Below are 19,145 nucleotides of genomic sequence, written 5' to 3' on the forward strand. Positions count from 1 at the left end.
GCGATCTTGCGAATTCCTCGTACCTTCAAGCGCTGGCTCGGCCTGCTGAGCGTCGCGGCCGCGACGGCCATGCTCGTGACCGCCTGCGGCGGCGGCGATGACAACAACGGCGGGAGCGGCAATGGCGGCGGCTCCAGCGTATCCGACGGCAATACGGCGAACACGGCCGTGATCACGGTCGGCACCGGCGTCGCGCATGTGATCAACATCCCGACCGTCAACGTGAAGATCTGCGTGCCGGGCACGACGAACTGCCAGGTGGTCAACAACGTGCTCGTCGATACGGCGTCGTACGGGCTGCGGCTGGTCAGCAGCGCGCTGTCGTCGGGTGTGTTGAACAACCTGCCGCAGACGACGAGCGGCGGCGCACCCGTGGCCGAGTGCGGCAAGTTCGTGTCGAGCTTCACGTGGGGCTCGGTGCGCACCGTCGACCTGTCGATCGGCTCCGAGCAGGCGGGCTCCCTGCCGGTGCAGATCATCGGCGATCTCGGCACCAGCAACGTGCCGAGTTCCTGCTCGAACAACGGCGCCCGAACGTCGGCCAACACGGCCAGCGATCTCGGTGCAAACGGCATCCTCGGCATCGGGCCGGCGCCGGTCGACTGCGGCACGAGCTGCGCGACGTCGACGTCGGCGACCTCCAACAACTACTACGCGTGCCCGAACGGCAATTCGAGCTGCGCGGTGGCGCTGGTGCCGGTTGCGCAGCAGGTGGCCAACCCGGTCCAGCGCTTCGCGACCGACAACAACGGCGTGATCGTGCAGATGCCGAGCATCTCGAGCAGCGGGCAGAGCAGTGCGACGGGCCTGCTGACGTTCGGGATCAATACGCAGAGCAACAACGCGCTCGGGGCGTCGACGGTGCTGACGTCGACGACGGCGGGCGACGTCGATGCGACGTTCCTCGGCGGCAGCGTGACCGCGTTCTTCGATACGGGTTCGAACGCGTACTTCTTCAACGATTCGTCGCAGAAGACCTGCTCGACCAATACGCAGTTCTATTGCCCGTCGTCGACGACCACCTATACGGCGACGCTGACCGGCAAGAACGGGACATCGGGCGGCGTGTCGATGCCCGTCGCGAACGCTGATGCGCTGTTCTCGAATTCGTCGACGTTCGCGTTCAACGACATCGCCGGCCCGTTCGGCCCAGCCGGGTGGCTCGATCTCGGCATGCCGCACTTCTACGGCAAGACGATCTACATCGGGATGGACCGGACCGGCAGCGGCGGCGCGCAGCCTTACGTCGCGTTCTGACCGCGCACGAACGGCGAGCAAAAAGGGGGCGAGCGATCGCCCCTTTTTTTTCGCCTTCGTCGGCGGCGACGCACGACGCGCCGGGCAGCCGCGCCGTGCCGGCACAGCGCCTACGATATAAGTCCGGCACCGGTGCCGGCACGACATCGAGGAGACAGCGCCATGAGCCAGCGTATTCAACGCATCACGCCGTTTCTGTGGTTCGACCACGACGCCGAGGCGGCCGCGAACTTCTACGTGTCGGTGTTCGACAACGCGCGCATCCTGCACGTCGCCCGCTACGGCAAGTCCGGCGCGCAGGCGTCCGGGCAGGCGGAGGGCGCGGTGATGACGGTGTCGTTCGAACTGGACGGGCAGGCGTTTCTCGCGCTGAACGGCGGCCCGGCGTTTCCGCTCACGCCGGCCGTGTCGTTCGTCGTCAACTGCCGCGACCAGCAGGAGATCGACCGCTACTGGACGGCCCTGGCCGAAGGCGGCGACGAGCGCGCGCAGCAGTGCGGCTGGCTGCGCGACCGCTTCGGCGTGTCGTGGCAAGTGGTGCCCGTGCAGATGCCCGAACTGATGGCGGGCGATCCGGCACGTGCCGAGCGCGTGATGGCGCAGGTGATGAAGATGAAGAAGCTCGATCTCCACATGCTCGAGCAGGCGGCGGCAGGCTAGCGCGAACGCCGGCCGGCACGCACCGTTTTCGGCGTGCGCACGCGACGCACGGCGATATTCCCGGCCGGCCGGTAAATGCGCGCAGAACGATCGATTCGATTATCGATCGCAGTGCGTTTCATGCGGGTGTAATCAAATCATGGATTATCTGACGGTTGTTTTCGTCCGGACGTCGCGATTATAAAAATGACGTGACACGCCCGCAGGCGATACGGCATGGCGCCGCTGAAGCCGCGCCAGTTATGCCAGAGCGCGCGTGAGAGCCTGTCGGCACGCGAAAAGAGATGCAGGGCTCGGAAATTCAAACTTATAATGCCCGCGATGTTGACGGGATCGCCGATATAAAACATGAGGGCAATAAAATGAATTTCACCGAGGCCGTTCGTTCCGCACTCAATCAATACGCGAAATTCGAGGGCCGCGCGCGCCGTGCCGAATACTGGTATTTCGCGTTGCTGACCAGCGTCGTGTCGATCATCTGCCAGGCGATCACCATGGTGGGGCGCGACGCGAGCGCGCTCTCGCTGCTGCTGATGATCGTCGCGGCCGTCGTGTCGCTTGCGCTGGTGCTGCCGAGCCTCGCGGTCACCGTCCGCCGCCTGCACGATACGGGCCGCTCCGGCTGGTTCCTGCTGATCGCGTTCATTCCAATCGTCGGCGGAATCATGCTGCTCGTGTGGATGTGCTCGCGCGGCACCAACGGACCGAACCGTTTCGGCTTGGATCCGATTCCGGCGATCTGAGCGCCGCCCGCCTCGACGCGCGACGCCGTCGCGTCGGGGCGGCCCGACGATCGCGCCACGGCCGCCTCGATCTCCCGATTCCCCGCTTTACCCCTTCATCCGCGTCACCGCGTCCGCCCGCGAACGCGGTTTCCACCGCCTCCCGGCCTCCCGCGCCTGCCCGCGACCTCCCGCTGCACCGGCTCGCCCGATTCTCCGAAATACCCCCCTTTCCCGGCTTTGCTCGACCGATCGGCGTTTGACGTGCGCATGAATAATCGGTGTCACTGGAAAGCGGCATTTCGCCGTACCCGACTGGAGGCACCGTGGCAGACGAGAGCGATCTCGACAGAACCGAAGCCGCCACTCCGAGGCGCCGCGAGAAGGCGCGCGAGGAGGGGCAGGTCGCGCGTTCGCGCGAACTGGCTTCGTTCGCGCTGCTCGCGGCCGGGTTTTACGGTGCGTGGCTGCTCGCGGGTCCGTCGGGCGCCCATCTCCAGACGATGCTGCGCGGCGCGTTCGCGTTCGATCGCGCGACCGCGTTCGACACGCACCGGATGCTGTCGGCGGCCGGCAGCGCGAGCGTCGAAGGCCTCGCCGCGCTGCTGCCGATCCTCGCGCTCACCGGCCTCGCCGCGCTGCTCGCGCCGATGGCGCTCGGCGGCTGGCTGATCTCGCAGAAGACCTTCGAACTCAAGTTCGACCGCCTGAACCCGATCGCCGGCCTCGGCCGGATGTTCTCGATCCAGGGGCCGATCCAGCTCGGGATGTCGCTCGCGAAGACGCTCGTCGTCGGCGGGATCGGCGGGATCGCGATCTGGCGCAGCAAGGACGAACTGCTCGGCCTCGCGACCCAGCCGCTCGGCTCGGCGCTCGCGGACGCGCTGCATCTGGTCGCCGTGTGTTGCGGCACGACGGTCGCCGGGATGCTGGTGGTCGCCGCGCTCGATGTGCCTTACCAACTCTGGCAGTACAACAAGAAGTTGCGCATGACGAAGGAAGAAGTGAAGCGCGAGCATCGCGAGAACGAAGGCGATCCGCACGTGAAGGGCCGCATCCGCCAGCAGCAGCGCGCGATCGCGCGGCGCCGGATGATGGCCGCCGTGCCGAAGGCCGACGTGGTCGTCACGAACCCGACGCACTTCGCCGTCGCACTGCAGTACACGGACGGCGAAATGCGCGCGCCGAAGGTCGTCGCGAAGGGCGTGAACCTCGTCGCCGCGCGCATCCGCGAACTCGCGGCCGAGCACAACGTGCCGCTGCTCGAAGCGCCGCCGCTCGCGCGTGCGCTGTATCACAACGTCGAACTCGAACGCGAGATTCCCGGCTCGCTGTACTCGGCCGTCGCCGAGGTGCTCGCGTGGGTCTACCAGCTGCGGCGCTTCCGCTCGGAAGGCGGCGCCTTCCCGGCCGCGCCGGTCGATCTCGACGTGCCGGCCGACCTCGACAAGGGGTCGTCGGTAGCGGCCGACGACGAGCGTGAGGAAGCCGAAGACACGGTCGGCAAGCAAGGAAACGCAGCATGAGCACCCCGACCACCGGCTTCTTCGCCAAACGCCAGAATCCGTTCGCCGGCACCAACCTGCGCGCGCTCGCGGGCCCGATCCTCATCTGCATGATCCTGGGGATGATGATCCTGCCGCTGCCGCCGCTGCTGCTGGATCTGCTGTTCACGTTCAACATCGCGCTGTCGGTGATGGTGCTGCTCGTCAGCATGTACACGATGAAGCCGCTCGACTTCGCGGCGTTCCCGAGCGTGCTGCTGTTCTCGACCCTGCTGCGCCTGTCGCTGAACGTCGCGTCGACGCGCGTCGTGCTGCTCGAGGGCCACACCGGCCCGGACGCGGCCGGCCAGGTGATCGAGGCGTTCGGCCACTTCCTCGTCGGCGGCAACTTCGCGGTCGGCATCATCGTGTTCGTGATCCTGATGATCATCAACTTCATGGTGATCACCAAGGGCGCGGGGCGGATCGCCGAAGTGTCCGCGCGCTTCACGCTCGACGCGATGCCGGGCAAGCAGATGGCGATCGACGCCGACCTGAACGCGGGCCTCATCAACGAAGAGCAGGCGCGCAAGCGGCGCCTCGCCGTGTCGCAGGAAGCCGAGTTCTACGGGTCGATGGACGGCGCGTCGAAGTTCGTGCGCGGCGACGCGATCGCGGGCCTGATCATCATGGCGATCAACGTGATCGGCGGGCTGATCGTCGGGATGGTGCAGCACGACATGTCGTTCGCCGCGGCCGGCACCAACTACACGCTGCTGACGATCGGCGACGGCCTCGTCGCACAGATCCCGTCGCTCGTGATTTCGACGGCGGCCGGCGTGATCGTGTCGCGCGTCGCGACCGACGAGGACATCGGCACGCAGATCACCGGCCAGCTGTTCACCAACCCGCGCGTGCTGACGATCACCGGCGCGATCATCGGGCTGATGGGGCTGATCCCGGGCATGCCGCACTTCGCGTTCCTCGCGCTCGGCGGCGGCGCGATCTGGCTGGCCCGCACGCAGGTCCGCCGCGCGGCGGCCCGCGTGGCGGCCGGCGACGTGACCGAGATCGCACCGCCCGCCGCGCTGCCGGGCGACAGCCACGAGGCGACCTGGGACGACGTGCAGCTGATCGATCCGCTCGGCCTCGAGGTCGGCTACCGGCTGATTCCGCTCGTCGACAAGAACAGCGACGGCGAACTGCTCAAGCGCATCAAGAGCATCCGCAAGAAATTCGCGCAGGAGATCGGCTTCCTGCCGCCGGTGATCCACATCCGCGACAACCTCGAACTGCGGCCGAACGCTTACCGGATCGCGCTGAAGGGCGTCGAGATCGGCGCGGGCGAAGTGTTCCCGGGCCAGTGGCTCGCCATCAACCCGGGCCAGGTGACGGCCGCGCTGCCGGGCGCCGTGACGCAGGACCCGGCATTCGGGCTGCCCGCCGTGTGGATCGACGTCGCGATGCGCGAGCAGGCTCAGGTGTACGGCTACACGGTCGTCGATGCGAGCACGGTCGTCGCGACGCACCTGAACCATCTGGTCGTCCAGCACGCGGCCGAACTGCTCGGCCGCCAGGAAGTGCAGGCGCTGGTCGAGCGCACCGGCAAGGACGCGCCGTCGCTCGTCGAGGACCTCGTGCCGAAGACGATCTCGCTGACGACGCTGCAGAAAGTGCTGCAGAACCTGCTCGAGGAAGGCGTGCCGATCCGCGACATGCGCACGATCCTCGAGGCCGTGTCCGAACACGCGGGCCGCGGCGACGCGTTCGAGATCACCGCCGCGGTGCGGCTGTCGCTCGGCCGTGCGATCACGCAGCAGTGGTATCCGGGCTCGGGCGAGATGCAGGTGATGGGCCTCGATTCGAATCTCGAGCGCGTGCTGTCGCAGGCGCTCGCCACCGGCGCGAACCCGGGCCTCGAGCCCGGCCTCGCGCACAACCTTCTGACCGGCACGCAACAGGCGATGCTGCGTCAACAGAATCTCGGGCTGCCGCCGGTGCTGCTGGTGCAGCACGCGCTGCGCGCGATGCTCGCGCGTTTCCTGCGCCGCAGCCTGCCGCAACTGAAAGTGCTGTCGTATGCCGAAGTGCCGGACACACGCACGATCAAAGTCGTTAACGTCATCGGGGGTTCCGCTTGAACATTCGCAAATTCACCGGCGCGACCAGCCGCGACGCGCTTCGCCTCGTGCGCGAGGCACTCGGCGCCGACGCCGTCGTGCTGTCGAACCGCACGCTCGATGACGGCAGCGTCGAAATCGTCGCACTCGCCGACTCGGATCTCGCCGCGGTCACGCCGCCGGCCGCCGTCCGGCCGCGCACCTTCGCGCCGCGCGTGCCGGAATCCGTGCCGGCAGCGGCCGTTCCGGGCATCGTGTCGCGCCCGGGTGCCGCGCTCGCGCGCCCGGCCGTCAATCCGTATGCGACAGGTGAAGGCGGCCTCCCGGACGTGTTCTCGTCGGTGTTCGGCGCGAGCGCCGAAGCGACGGAACCGGCCGCCTTCGACGCCGCCACGGACGCGGCATCGCCGGCGCTGGCCACGCCTGCGCCCGCTGCCGGCACGCCGGCGGCAGCGTCCGAACCCGCGCCGTGGCTCGTCGAGCACGCGAAGCGCCTGACCCAGCAGCGCGAAGCGCTGATCGCCCGCGCGCAGGCCGCACCGGCCGCACCGCAGGCACCGGCCCGCGCGCAGCAGGACGCCGCGCCCGCGACGCCGGCCGGCTGGGCGCGCGACATCGTGCGCGACGCCGACCGCCGGATGCCGTCGGCCGGTGCTGCTGCCAACACGGCCCGCCCGAGCGAAACGAGCGCCGCGAAGCCGGCCGAACGCACGCGCCTGTCCGCGGAAGCAGCGGCCGCGGTGGCGGATGCGGTGAAGACGCGCATCGAGAGCATCGTCAACGACACCGTGATGCACGAGCTCGGCGCGATGCGCGGGATGATGGAAGAGCAGTTCGACAGCCTGATGTGGCACGACCGCCAGCGCCGCAGCCCGGTGCACGGCGCGCTCACCAAGCACTTGTTCTCGGCCGGCTTCTCCGCGCAGTTGGTGCGCATGCTCGTCGACAACCTGCCGTCCGGCGGCGACGCGCAAACCTTCGAGCAGGCCGCCGAATGGGCGCAGTCGGTGCTCGCGGCGAACCTGCCGGTGCTCGAGAGCGAAGACGCGCTGATGGAGCGCGGCGGCGTGTTCGCGCTGATGGGGCCGACCGGCGTCGGCAAGACCACCACCACCGCGAAGCTCGCCGCGCGCTGCGTGATGCGCTTCGGCGCGAGCAAGGTTGCGCTCCTGACCACCGACAGCTACCGGATCGGCGGCCACGAGCAGCTGCGCATCTTCGGCAAGATCCTCGGCGTGCCCGTGCACGCGGTGAAGGACGCGGGCGATCTCGAGCTCGCGCTGTCCGAGCTGCGCAACAAGCACATCGTGCTGATCGACACGATCGGCATGAGCCAGCGCGACCGCGCGCTGTCCGACCAGATCGCGATGCTGCACGGCGCGAACGCGCCGGTGCAGCGCCTGCTGCTGCTCAACGCGACGAGTCACGGCGACACGCTCAACGAGGTCGTCCAGGCCTACCGCAGCGCGGCCGAGTATCCCGATCTCGCCGGCTGCATCCTGACCAAGCTCGACGAAGCGACCCACCTCGGCGGCGTGCTCGACACGGTGATCCGCTACAAGCTGCCCGTCCACTACGTGTCGACCGGCCAGAAAGTGCCGGAAAACCTGTACGTCGCATCGACCCGGTTCCTGCTGAAGAGCGCGTTCTGCGTGCCGCGCGACGGCTCGCCCTTCGTGCCGCAAGACGAGGACATGCCGACGCTGCTTTCCGCCCTGACCGCACGTTCCACCGCCGAGCTGCACGAGGTGCGATTTGGATAAACGAATCATCGATCAGGCCGAAGGGCTGCGGCGCCTGCTGGCCGGGCGCGCGTCGCGCATCGTCGCGGTGACGGGCGGGCCGGCGGGCGTCGGCTGCACGACGACCGTCGTGAACGTCGCGGCCGCGCTGGCCGCGCTCGGCAAGGACGTGCTCGTCGTCGACGAGCGCGCCGACGTGCATTCGGCCGCGGCGACGCTCGCGGGCGCCTGGCTGCGCGACGGCGAACGCACCCGCGTTGCCGCCGGGTTCGGCCTGTGCGCGGCCGCGCGGGACGGCTACAGCGATTCGCAACTGAGCGACTTCATCGACGGCCAGGCCGACATCGTGCTGGTCGACGCGCAGCTCGGTGCCGACGGCACGCTCTCCCCGCTCGCGCGCGAGGCGCACGACGTGCTGATCGTCACGCGCGTCGCCGCGCAGGCGATCACCGAGGCGTACGCGTGCATGAAGCGCCTGCATTTCGCGCACGCGGTCGCGCAGTTCCGCGTGCTGACCAATCACGTCGGCAGCCACGCCGACGCCCGGACCGCATTCGACAACCTCGCGGGCGTCGCGAGCCGCTACCTGACGGTGTCGATCGCCGACGCCGGCTGCGTGAGCGCCGATCCGCTCGTCGAGCATGCGCGCGACCTGATGCATACCGCGGTCGACGCGTTCCCGTCGTCGGCCGCCGCGCGCGATTACCGGCAGATTGCCGCCGACCTGCTGTACTGGCCGATGCGCCCGCGTTCGGGCGCCGGCCGGGCCGTGCATGCGGGCGGCAAGCCGTCGTACGAGGCGGGTGCGGCACACGCCGCGTGAGCGCCACAGGAAGGAGAGAGAGAGCCATGATGTACAACGCTCAAGGAAAGATGACCCAGGCCGACGTGCTCGCGCAATACGCGCCGCTCGTGCGGCGCCTGGGGCTGCAGCTCGTCGCGAAGATGCCGGCGAGCGTCGATCTCGACGACCTGATCCAGGCCGGCATGATCGGCCTGATGGACGCGGCCGGCCGCTACAAGGAAGACCAGGGCGCGCAGTTCGAGACCTACGCGACCCAGCGCATCCGTGGCGCGATGCTCGACGAGCTGCGCAGCAACGACTGGCTGCCGCGCAGCCTGCGCAAGACGTCGCGCGAGGTCGAGTACGCGGTGCACCAGGTCGAGCAGCAACTCGGCCGGTCGGCGAGCGAGACCGAGATCGCGCAGCACCTGAAGATGCCGCTCGACGAATACCAGGGGATGCTGCAGGACCTGCACGGCAGCCAGCTCATCTATTACGAGGATTTCGATCGCGCGGCCGACGACGAGCCGTTCCTCGACCGCTATCGCGTCGATCACGCCGATCCGTTGTCGTCGCTGCTCGACGAACACCTGCGCGAGGCGCTCGTCGAGGCGATCGAGCGGCTGCCCGAGCGCGAGAAGCTGCTGATGTCGCTGTATTACGAGCGCGGGCTGAACCTGCGCGAGATCGGTGCGGTGCTCGAGGTGAGCGAATCGCGCGTGTGTCAGCTGCACAGCCAGGCCGTCGCGCGCCTGCGCGCGCGGTTGCGCGAACAGGCATGGGTCGGCGCCGAGAACTGACCCTTTCATGACGCCCGCGCGCGCCGACGCCGCGCGCGGTGCGCGGCGCGCATTTCCCGCCACGATTTGCTACAATCCCTCCCGTTTTCCGAGGAGCGTTGCGACGGACCATCCTGCGTCCGCCAGGCTCGGAAAGCTTCACCAAGCAGCCGTGCGGCACGATTTGCGCCGGCCCCGCTTCCTGAACGGCGCTCACGTCACCAATTTCTAGAACTTTTTTAGAAAGGAGGGCGTGATGAACGCCATTATCGATTCCCAGGTTTCCAAGGATTACGTCGTCGCCGACATGGCGCTTGCCGGCTGGGGCCGCAAGGAACTGAACATCGCCGAGACCGAAATGCCGGGCCTCGTGCAGATCCGCGACGAATACAAGGCGCAGCAGCCGCTGAAGGGCGCGCGCATCGCAGGTTCGCTGCACATGACGATCCAGACCGGCGTGCTGATCGAGACGCTGAAGGCGCTCGGCGCCGATGTCCGCTGGGCGTCGTGCAACATCTTCTCGACGCAGGACCACGCCGCTGCCGCGATCGTCGAAGCCGGCACGCCGGTGTTCGCGTTCAAGGGCGAGTCGCTCGACGAATACTGGGAGTTCTCGCACCGCATCTTCGAATGGCCGAACGGCGAATTCGCGAACATGATCCTGGACGACGGCGGTGACGCAACGCTGCTGCTGATCCTCGGCTCGAAGGCCGAGAAGGACCGTTCGGTGATCGCGAAGCCGACCAACGAGGAAGAAGTCGCGCTCTTCAAGTCGATCGCGAAGCACCTCGACGCCGATCCGGCCTGGTACTCGACGCGCCTCGCGCACATCAAGGGCGTGACCGAAGAAACCACGACCGGCGTGCATCGCCTGTACCAGATGGAAAAGGACGGCCGCCTGCCGTTCCCGGCGTTCAACGTGAACGACTCGGTCACGAAGTCGAAGTTCGACAACCTGTACGGCTGCCGTGAATCGCTCGTCGACGGCATCAAGCGCGCGACCGACGTGATGATCGCGGGCAAGGTCGCGGTCGTCGCGGGCTACGGCGACGTGGGCAAGGGCTGCGCGCAATCGCTGCGCGGCCTGGGCGCGACCGTGTGGATCACGGAAATCGATCCGATCTGCGCGTTGCAGGCGGCGATGGAAGGCTACCGCGTCGTGACGATGGAATACGCGGCCGACAAGGCCGACATCTTCGTGACGGCGACCGGCAACTACCACGTGATCAACCACGATCACATGAAGGCGATGCGCCACAACGCGATCGTCTGCAACATCGGCCACTTCGACTCGGAAATCGACGTCGCGTCGACCCGCCAGTATCAGTGGGAAAACATCAAGCCGCAGGTCGACCACATCATCTTCCCGGACGGCAAGCGCGTGATCCTGCTGGCCGAAGGCCGCCTCGTGAACCTCGGCTGCGCGACCGGCCACCCGTCGTTCGTGATGTCGAACTCGTTCGCGAACCAGACGCTCGCGCAGATCGAACTCTTCACGCGCGGCGAACAGTACGAGAACAAGGTGTACGTGCTGCCGAAGCATCTCGATGAAAAGGTCGCGCGCCTGCACCTCGCGCGCATCGGCGCGAACCTGTCCGTGCTGTCGGACGAGCAGGCTGCGTACATCGGCGTGCAGAAGGACGGCCCGTTCAAGCCGAACCACTACCGCTACTGATGCACCGCCGCCGCCGTGCCGCACGCGCCCCGCAGCGGGCGTGCGCGGTGCGGCGGCCGGCGGCGGTCACCGACCGACCAGATCGACAACCGAACCGGAGCCCTCCATGAGCGTCATCCTCACCTGGGTCATCAACGCCCTCGCGCTGCTGATCATCACGTACCTCGTGCCGTCGATCCACATCAAGAGCTTCGGCACCGCGCTGATCATCGCGGTCGTGCTCGGCCTGATCAACACGGTGATCCGTCCGGTGTTGATCCTGCTGACGCTGCCGGTCACGATCGTCACGCTCGGGGTGTTCATCCTCGTCGTGAACGCGTTGTGCTTCTGGTTCGCGTCGTCACTGCTGAAGGGTTTCGAGGTGTCGGGTTTCTGGTCGGCGTTCTTCGGTTCGATCCTGTACAGCATCGTGTCGTGGCTGCTGTCCGCGCTGATCTTCGGGCAGCGCGACATCGGCTGACGGCCGCGCCCATTCTTGCGAATCATGAAATCGATCGAACTCTCGTTTGAATTCTTCCCGCCGAAGACGGCGGACGGCGTCGAGAAGTTGCGCGCGACGCGTGCGCAGTTGCTGCCGCTGAAGCCGAAATTCGTCTCCGTGACGTTCGGCGCCGGCGGCTCGACGCAACAGGGCACGCTCGATACCGTGCTCGACATGCAGAAGGACGGCCTCGAGGCCGCGCCGCACCTGTCGTGCATCGGCTCGTCGCGCGACAGCCTGCGCGCGATCCTCGACCAGTACCGCTCGCACGGCATCCGCCATATCGTCGCGCTGCGCGGCGACTTGCCGTCGGGGATGGGCGAGGTCGGCGAGCTGCGCTATGCGTCCGAGCTCGTCAGCTTCATCCGCGCCGAGCATGGCGACTGGTTCCACATCGAAGTCGCCGGCTATCCGGAATACCACCCGCAATCGCGCTCGCCGAAGGCCGATCTCGAAAACTTCGCGCGCAAGGTGAAAGCCGGCGCGAATTCCGCGATCACGCAGTACTTCTTCAACGCCGACGCGTATTTCCGCTTCGTCGACGATGCGCGCAAGCTGGGTGTGGACGTGCCGATCGTGCCGGGCATCATGCCGATCACGAACTTCTCGCAGCTGATGCGTTTCTCGGAAATGTGCGGCGCGGAAGTGCCGCGCTGGGTCGCGCGCCGGCTCGAAAGCTTCGGCGACGATCGCGACGCGATCCGTGCGTTCGGCGCGGACGTCGTCACGAGCCTGTGCCAGCGCCTGATCGACGCGGGCGTGCCGGGGCTGCACTTCTATACGCTGAACGCGGCGACCGCGACGCGGACGATCTGCGAACGGCTCGCGATGTAAGCGCCATCACGCGGTTGCACGCGTAAAAGCCCCGCCGGCCAGAACCGGCGGGGCTTTTTTTCGCTGGCGTCAGCGCTGCGCCTGCATCAGCGGCGGACGCCGGTCGAACCACGGCCGCGCCTGTTCGAGCTGACGCGCGAGTTTCAGCAGCAACGCCTCGTCGGCGTGCCGCGCGACGAACTGCACGCCGATCGGCAGGCCGCGCGCATTCCAGTAGAGCGGCACCGACATCGCCGGCTGGCCCGTCAGGTTGAACAGCTCGGTGCAGCCGGCCCACGCGAACGCCTTCTCCGAGGCTTTCGCGAGCATTTCCCGCAGCAGCGGTTTGACCGGCAGCGCGCCGAGCAGCTTCATCTGCGCGGCTTCGAGCGGCGTCGGCTGCAGCTCGCCGATCTTGACCGGCGGCCCCGCGAGCGTCGCGCACAGGATTGCGTCGTAGCGCGACACGAGGCCCGCGACCTGCACGGTGAGCTGGCGCTGCCATTCGAGCACGTCCGGCAGGCGCGCGCGGGCGATGCGCCTGCCGACGACGGCCATCGCCCATGTCGCCGGCTCGAACTCCGCGCGCTTCGGCGTGCGCCCGGTCAGCGCGCGCGCACCCAGCACCATCTCCTCGGCGATCGTCGCCCACAGCGTGAGAAAGGTTTCGGCCGCGCGGGCGTAGTCGATGTTCAGCGTCGCCGGCTCGACGTGATGACCGAGCGATTCGACGAGCGCGGCGGCGTCGTCGAGCGCCGCGCGCGTGTCGTCGGAGAGCGCCGGCGCGAGCATCGGGTCGACGACGAGGCCGATCCGCAGCGAGCCGGGCGGTGTGTCGAGCGCCCCCAGAAAGGTGCCGGGCGCGCCGGGCGGCAGCGTCTGGCCGGTCGTCACGTCGAGCAGCAGCGCGCTGTCGCGCACGCTGCGCGAAACCGCATGCTGGACGACCAGCTCGCCGTTCGACGGTAAGTCGACCAGCACCGGATTGCGGCTCGGTTTCAGGCCGAACAGCCCGCAGCACGACGCCGGAATCCGGATCGAGCCGCCGCCGTCGGACGCATGCGCGAGCGGCACGATGCCTGCCGCGACGGCTGCGGCCGCGCCGCCGCTCGAGCCGCCGGGCGTGTGATCGAGGTTCCACGGATTGCGGCACGCGCCGAACAGTTCGGGTTCGGTGTACGGCATCTGGCCGATTTCCGACGTGTTGGTCTTGCCGAACACGTTGAGTCCCGCCGCGCGGCTGCGCGCGATCACCGGTGAGTCGTCGGCAGGGACGAAGAAGCGATAGTGGCGGCTGCCCATCGACAACGGCAGCCCCGCGACCGCCGCGCCGAGATCCTTGACGAGGTACGGGACACCCGCGAACGGCGCATCGGTGCTGGTAGCGACGGCCGATTCCGCCCGCTTGCGCGCATCGTCGTAGTCCTGCAGCACGATCGCGTTGATCGCGCCGTTCACCGCTTCGGCCTGGCCGATCGCAGCGTCCAGCAGTTCGCGCGGGCTCGCCTTGCGCTCGCGCACGAGTGCGGCAAGCCCGATCGCGTCATGCGCGAGATAGTCCGAGTGCATCGCAGTCACCCCCGTTGTGACCCGTGGCGCTGAAAGGAGGATAACGCGGGCCCGACGCGCCGGGCCCGCTGCCGCCGTTACACGTGCTCGGCGAGGAACGTCAGCGTGCGGCCGTGCGCGAGCGCCGACGCGCGCTGGTTGTAAGACGCGCGATCGGTGCAGTTGAAGCCGTGTTCGGCGCCCGGATACAAGTGGAACGATGCGTTGTGGCGGCCCGCGAACGCGGCCTTCACCTGCTCGACCGCGTCGAGGGGGATGCCGTGGTCGTTCTCCGCGTAGTGGAACAGGATCGGCTGCGTGACCTTGGCTGCAAGGTCGAGCGCATTCTGGATACCGCCGCCGTAATAGGCGACCGCCGCATCGACCTTGCCGGCCGCGGCCGCTCGGTACGCGAGCTGGCCGCCGAAGCAGTAGCCGATCGCGGCGACCTTGCCGTCGACTTCGGGGCGCGCGCGCAACGCGTCGGCGGCCGCGCCGATATCCGCGACCGCGAGACCGACATCGGTCTTCTTCATCAGCTCGATGCCCTTGTCGCGATCGGCGCCTTCGTAGGTCAGTTCGACGCGCGGCTGCGTGCGCCAGAAGACGTCCGGCGCGAGCGCGACGAAGCCGTCGGCCGCGTACTGGTCGGCGACTGCGCGGATGTGTGTGTTAACGCCGAAGATCTCCTGGATGATGATGACGGCGGGGCCCTTGCCGCGCTTGGGCAGCGCGAGATAGCCACCGAAGCTGTCGTTACCGGTCGGGATGTCGATCCATTGGGCAGTCACGTTGGAACTCCTGGCGAACGGGTGCGCGGCATGCGCACCGTGGATGGAAAAAAGGGCGGCTTAGTGTGCCACCAATCCGGTGGCGCTGCAGAGCGCAAGCGGCGCGCCCGCCGGGTGTGTGCGCGATCACGGGCCGCCATGCGCGCGGATTGCGCAATGCGCTGATGATGCGCCTCGGCGAACGCGTGGCCGACGCCGCGCCGTATCCGGTGCAGAACGCGCTGACCCAGCCGCTGCGTCAGGCCGCCGCGCGCGCGAACGACGGCGACTACCTGTCGCTGTGGGCCGGGCAGGGCGTTCCGCTCGCGCGACGGCGCGCCGCCGCGCTGACGACGTCGCAACTCATCGACGCGCTCGACGCCGAATGGCGCGCAACGGCCGCCTGACCGCCTGGTGTCGAAGCGGGAAAAGCGCGTGTTGTCACGCGCGTTTCATTCAATGATCCCGCGCACAAAATACGGAATCGAAATGACGCGGGAATGCGTTGAATCAACCTTTCATCCGGCCGTCAGAAATTAGCGGAAACCCTTATCTGGTGGGGCTCGCAGCGATGTTCGAGCATTCATTCCAAAGCGCCCGTATCGGTAGTGTTACCACTACCCCAAAAAAGTCCCACAAATTAATTTGATCACCTACACTTGCGCGCAAGTACGGGTGGGCGGCCGCTACAAGCGGCTGATTCCCTACGTGCTTGAGGCCAAGTGCATGAACGATGCAACCGGCGAATCGTCCAGTGAATGCAAACACAGGGATGGCAGCGGGGCACCGGGCGATGGCGTTTTTTGGGACCGAAACTGGAGACTTACATGAATATCAAGATGCAAAAGCTGTTGCCGATCACCGCAGCTGCGATGCTGTGTGCTGCAGCTGCAGGCAACGCAGCCGCCGATCAAGTCGTCAAGATCGGCCACGTCGCGCCGTTGACGGGCGGCATTGCACACCTGGGCAAGGACAACGAAAACGGTGCACGTCTCGCAGTCGAGGAGATCAACGCCAAGGGTCTCACGATCGGCGGCCAGAAAATCACGCTGCAACTCGACCCGCAGGATGACGCGGCCGACCCGCGCCAAGCCACGCAGGTTGCGCAGAAGCTCGTCGACGACAAGGTCGTCGCGGTGGTTGGCCACCTGAACTCGGGCACGTCGATCCCGGCCTCGAAGATCTACAGCGATGCGGGCATCGTGCAGATCTCGCCGTCGGCGACCAACCCGGCTTACACGCAGCAAGGCTTCAAGACCACGTATCGCGTGGTGGCGACCGATGCGCAGCAAGGCCCGGCACTCGCGAACTACGCGCACTCGAAGGGCATCAAGAGCGTTGCGGTCGTCGACGATTCGACCGCATACGGCCAGGGTCTCGCGAACGAGTTCGAGAAGAAGGCGAAGGCGCTCGGCCTGAAGGTGATGTCGCATGACGCGACCAACGACAAGGCGGTCGACTTCCGCGCGATTCTGACCAAGATCAAGGGCGAGAATCCGGACGCGATCATGTACGGCGGCATGGACGCCACCGGCGGCCCGTTCGCGAAACAGGCGAAGCAGCTCGGCCTGCGCGCGAAGATCCTGGCGGGCGACGGCGTGTGCACGGAAAAGCTGGCCGACCTGGCCGGCGACGCGACCGACAACGTCGTGTGCTCGGAAGCCGGTGCTTCGCTCGAGAAGATGGCGGGCGGCGCGGCGTTCAAGGCGAAGTACGAGAAGCGCTTCGGCCAGCCGATCCAGATCTACGCACCGTTCACGTACGACGCCGTGTACATCATCGTCGATGCGATGAAGCGCGCGAACTCGACGGACCCGGCGAAGATCCTCGCGGCGATGCCGGCGACGAACTACTCGGGCGTGATCGGCACGACGACCTTCGACTCGAAGGGCGACCTGCAGCACGGCGTGATCTCGCTGTACAACTACAAGAACGGCAAGAAGTCGCTGCTCGACGAAGTGAAGATGTAAGCTGAAAAGCGGTCGACAGAAGGGGTGAAGGCGCGCCTGCGGCAACGCAGGCGCGCTTTCTTTTTGGCGATCTCGCAGCGGGTGGCCGGGCCGCCGCGCGGTCAGATCTTCAGGTGCGCGAGCACCTTCGGCGCGACGGCCGCGACGAGCGCCGCGCATAGCGCGACGACCGACAGGCCGACGGTCAGGTTCACGGCCTGCGCGACCGCGCCAATCACGACCGGGCCGAACAGCAACCCGAAATACGCGAGTCCGGCCACGTGCGCGAGCCCTTCGGCCGCGTGGATGCCTTTCACGCGCGCGGCGGCGGCGAACAGCACGGGCATCATGTTCGCGAGGCCGAGGCCCATCAGCGTGAAGCCCGTCAGCACGGCGATCGGGTTCGGCAGCAGCAGCGCGCCGATCATCCCGGCGCACGCGAGCGACGCGCTCGCGAACACGAGCTGCGGCGCGCCGAAACGCGCGCGCACCGCGTCGCCCGCGAATCGCGCAATCGCCATCCCGCCGGAGAATGCTGCATAGGCCGCGCTCGCGAGCGCGGGGCTCGCCGCGACGACGTCGCGCATGTAGACCGTCGCCCAGTCGTACATCGCACCTTCGGCGATCAGCGCGATCAGCGCGATGCCGCCGAGCATCCACAGCGCGGGCGAGCGCCAGCGGTTGCCGCCGCCGTGCGCGTGTTCGTGATGCGGCACGTGCGGCAGCACGGCCGGGCTCGCGACGAGCAGCACCGCCGCGCTGACGGCCGCCGCGAGCGCGAGATGCACGGCCGGCGCCATACCGGCCGACAGCAGCGCGCCGCCGGCCGCCGCCCCCGACATCCCGCCGATGCTGAACATCCCGTGCAGCGACGACATGATCGGCTTGCCGAGCGCGATCTCGACCGCGCTCGCCTCCGCGTTCATCGCGACGTCGAGCGTCGCCATCGAGAAGCCGAACAGCGCGAGCACGACGAGCAGCATCCAGTAATCGGGCACGGCGAGGATCAGCGCCGCGCACGCGGCCATCACGAGCCCGCCCGCGAGGCACGCGGTGCGCGAGCCGACGCGCGCGATCCAGCGCGCGATCGTCAGCATCGCGGCGATCGAGCCGCCCGCGACCGCGAACAGCGCGATCGACAGCAGCCCCGGGCTCAATGCGAACTTGTCGCGCACGGTCGGCACGTGCACGCCCCACGACGCGTACATCATGCCGGCGATGAAGAACAGTGCCATCGTGGCCGTGCGTGCGCGCTGGCGGACCGGCAAGGCCAGCAGGCGATGCGCGTCGGGCGGCGCGGCGAAGTCGGACGAGGATCGGGAGGAGGTTTCGGACACGGAGCGCTCTTGATTGGACGATGCGCGGGCGCGTCGCGCCCGTCGGATGGGTCCGATTCTATCGAACCGCTTACGGTCTTGCCGGCGTGCTGGCCGTTGGGCCGATCAGGCTTCGGCGCGCACGCCGCTTGCGCGGTCCGCGTCGGTCATCCGGCCGATGCCCGGCGGGCCGCCGCCGCGAGTAACATCGGTGCGCAGGCGGCGTGCCCGAAGCGTTCCAGTGCGGCGCGTCATCGCCACCGTTGCCGCTCAGGCTTTCCGACCGCAGGAGTCACCGTGAACATCGATCCCACCCTTGCCCTGCACCTGCTGCACCGTTGCGCGCTCGGCACGCTCGCGACCCACGCGCGCGACCCGCAAGGCTTTCCGTATCCGACGGTCGTGCCGTTCGCGCCCGATGCGAATCATCGACCCGTGATTCTCGTGAGCGCCCTGGCCGAGCACACGCGCAACCTTGCCGCCGATCCGCGCGCGGGATTCCTCGTCGTCGACGCGCCGGACGGCGACGTGCTGAACGCCGAGCGCGCGACACTGCTCGGCCGCTTCATGCCGCTCGGCGACGATCCGCATGTCGCCGCGCGCTACACGCGCTACGAACCCGATGCCGCACGCTACCTCGCGCTCGGCGATTTCACGTTCTGGGCACTCGACATCGAGCGGCTGCGCTATATCGGCGGATTCGGCCGGATGGGCTGGGTGGACGGCACCGGCCTCGATGCGCTGCCGCCGCTTGGATTCGACGACGAACAGGCGTTGTGGGATGCGTACGACTCGAGCGACGCGCGCCGCGACGGGCTCGACCTGCTCGGCGTCGATCGCCACGGAGCCGACTGGCGCTGCGACAACCGCCGCGTGCGCACGCCCTTCGATTCAGTGCCGGGCGACGCCGGTGCGTTGCGCGAACGGTTGATTGCCTGCGCTCGGGATGTGACGTGACGCCACGGATACAGATATGTCTGAATAGCGCCTCGCGCCGCTCGATTTTTCCGAACTTGTCGCCGGATGAAAGCTTTGATTTTTCCGC

At 67.8% G+C, this 19,145-nt stretch carries 16 protein-coding genes, 1 pseudogene and 1 riboswitch; of the genes and pseudogenes, 14 read left to right on the forward strand and 3 right to left on the reverse strand.

Going from position 1 to position 19,145, the window contains the following annotated elements; all coding sequences use genetic code 11:
• Positions 1-6 precede the first annotated feature (6 nt).
• The 11 genes from WS75_RS21110 to metF all read left to right on the forward strand — a co-directional run bounded on the left by WS75_RS21110 (position 7) and on the right by metF (position 12,538).
• Positions 7-1,257 carry a DUF3443 domain-containing protein gene (locus WS75_RS21110; protein ID WP_059682808.1) on the forward strand — a complete coding sequence of 417 codons (1,251 nt, stop codon included), beginning with the start codon at positions 7-9 and terminating at the stop codon, positions 1,255-1,257.
• A 162-nt stretch (positions 1,258-1,419) separates the two neighbouring features.
• Positions 1,420-1,917 carry a VOC family protein gene (locus WS75_RS21115; RefSeq protein WP_059682810.1) on the forward strand — a complete coding sequence of 166 codons (498 nt, stop codon included), beginning with the start codon at positions 1,420-1,422 and terminating at the stop codon, positions 1,915-1,917.
• A 362-nt stretch (positions 1,918-2,279) separates the two neighbouring features.
• On the forward strand, positions 2,280-2,660 hold the full coding sequence (locus WS75_RS21120) for a DUF805 domain-containing protein (RefSeq protein WP_059682812.1): 381 nt from the start codon (positions 2,280-2,282) through the stop codon (positions 2,658-2,660).
• 305 nt (positions 2,661-2,965) lie between these two features.
• A complete protein-coding gene (gene flhB / locus WS75_RS21125; RefSeq protein ID WP_059682814.1) occupies positions 2,966-4,165 on the forward strand; it encodes a flagellar biosynthesis protein FlhB in 1,200 nt (399 codons plus the stop codon).
• A complete protein-coding gene (gene flhA / locus WS75_RS21130) occupies positions 4,162-6,264 on the forward strand; it encodes a flagellar biosynthesis protein FlhA (protein ID WP_059682816.1) in 2,103 nt (700 codons plus the stop codon). Before flhB ends, flhA begins: the two co-directional genes overlap by 4 nt.
• Entirely contained in the window at positions 6,261-8,006 is a 1,746-nt protein-coding gene (gene flhF, locus WS75_RS21135) for a flagellar biosynthesis protein FlhF (protein ID WP_059682818.1), read from the forward strand. The genes flhA and flhF overlap by 4 nt, the downstream gene beginning before the upstream one ends.
• On the forward strand, positions 7,999-8,808 hold the full coding sequence (locus tag WS75_RS21140) for a MinD/ParA family ATP-binding protein (protein WP_059682821.1): 810 nt from the start codon (positions 7,999-8,001) through the stop codon (positions 8,806-8,808). Before flhF ends, WS75_RS21140 begins: the two co-directional genes overlap by 8 nt.
• 26 nt (positions 8,809-8,834) lie before the next feature.
• Complete coding sequence (locus WS75_RS21145; RefSeq protein WP_059452641.1) at positions 8,835-9,569, forward strand: RNA polymerase sigma factor FliA; 735 nt, start codon at positions 8,835-8,837, stop codon at positions 9,567-9,569.
• A gap of 84 nt (positions 9,570-9,653) precedes the next feature.
• Positions 9,654-9,770: riboswitch (S-adenosyl-L-homocysteine riboswitch) on the forward strand.
• Positions 9,771-9,804: 34 nt separating this feature from the next.
• Positions 9,805-11,223, forward strand: coding sequence for an adenosylhomocysteinase (gene ahcY, locus WS75_RS21150; protein ID WP_059682823.1), 1,419 nt, complete (start codon positions 9,805-9,807; stop codon positions 11,221-11,223).
• Between the two features lie 106 nt (positions 11,224-11,329).
• Positions 11,330-11,683 carry a phage holin family protein gene (locus WS75_RS21155; protein ID WP_006477367.1) on the forward strand — a complete coding sequence of 118 codons (354 nt, stop codon included), beginning with the start codon at positions 11,330-11,332 and terminating at the stop codon, positions 11,681-11,683.
• A 24-nt stretch (positions 11,684-11,707) separates the two neighbouring features.
• Positions 11,708-12,538, forward strand: a complete 831-nt coding sequence (metF, locus tag WS75_RS21160) for a methylenetetrahydrofolate reductase [NAD(P)H] (RefSeq protein ID WP_059601901.1) — start codon at positions 11,708-11,710, stop codon at positions 12,536-12,538.
• A gap of 69 nt (positions 12,539-12,607) precedes the next feature.
• Here metF and WS75_RS21165 read toward each other — a convergent pair whose 3' ends face one another.
• Both WS75_RS21165 and WS75_RS21170 read right to left on the reverse strand, forming a co-directional pair.
• Positions 12,608-14,086: an amidase gene (locus WS75_RS21165; RefSeq protein WP_059682826.1), complete on the reverse strand. Its 1,479-nt coding sequence runs from the start codon at positions 14,084-14,086 to the stop codon at positions 12,608-12,610.
• A gap of 77 nt (positions 14,087-14,163) precedes the next feature.
• Positions 14,164-14,856, reverse strand: a complete 693-nt coding sequence (locus WS75_RS21170) for a dienelactone hydrolase family protein (RefSeq protein ID WP_059682828.1) — start codon at positions 14,854-14,856, stop codon at positions 14,164-14,166.
• 122 nt (positions 14,857-14,978) lie between these two features.
• Here WS75_RS21170 and WS75_RS21175 point away from each other — a divergent pair.
• Positions 14,979-15,242 (forward strand): annotated as a pseudogene (locus tag WS75_RS21175) (nitronate monooxygenase); the annotation flags it as partial.
• Positions 15,243-15,662: 420 nt separating this feature from the next.
• The gene (locus tag WS75_RS21180; RefSeq protein ID WP_059682832.1) at positions 15,663-16,805 is read left to right on the forward strand and encodes a branched-chain amino acid ABC transporter substrate-binding protein; all 1,143 of its coding nucleotides are present in this window, start codon (positions 15,663-15,665) and stop codon (positions 16,803-16,805) included.
• A 101-nt stretch (positions 16,806-16,906) separates the two neighbouring features.
• On the opposite strand, the gene WS75_RS21185 is transcribed toward WS75_RS21180, so the two are convergent.
• The gene (locus WS75_RS21185) at positions 16,907-18,121 is read right to left on the reverse strand and encodes an MFS transporter (RefSeq protein ID WP_059682833.1); all 1,215 of its coding nucleotides are present in this window, start codon (positions 18,119-18,121) and stop codon (positions 16,907-16,909) included.
• A 276-nt stretch (positions 18,122-18,397) separates the two neighbouring features.
• Between WS75_RS21185 and WS75_RS21190 the strand changes: the two genes are divergently transcribed.
• The gene (locus WS75_RS21190; protein WP_059682836.1) at positions 18,398-19,057 is read left to right on the forward strand and encodes a HugZ family pyridoxamine 5'-phosphate oxidase; all 660 of its coding nucleotides are present in this window, start codon (positions 18,398-18,400) and stop codon (positions 19,055-19,057) included.
• The last annotated feature ends 88 nt before the right edge of the window (positions 19,058-19,145 follow it).

Source organism: Burkholderia sp. FL-7-2-10-S1-D7, assembly GCF_001524185.1.
Lineage (GTDB): Bacteria > Pseudomonadota > Gammaproteobacteria > Burkholderiales > Burkholderiaceae > Burkholderia > Burkholderia diffusa.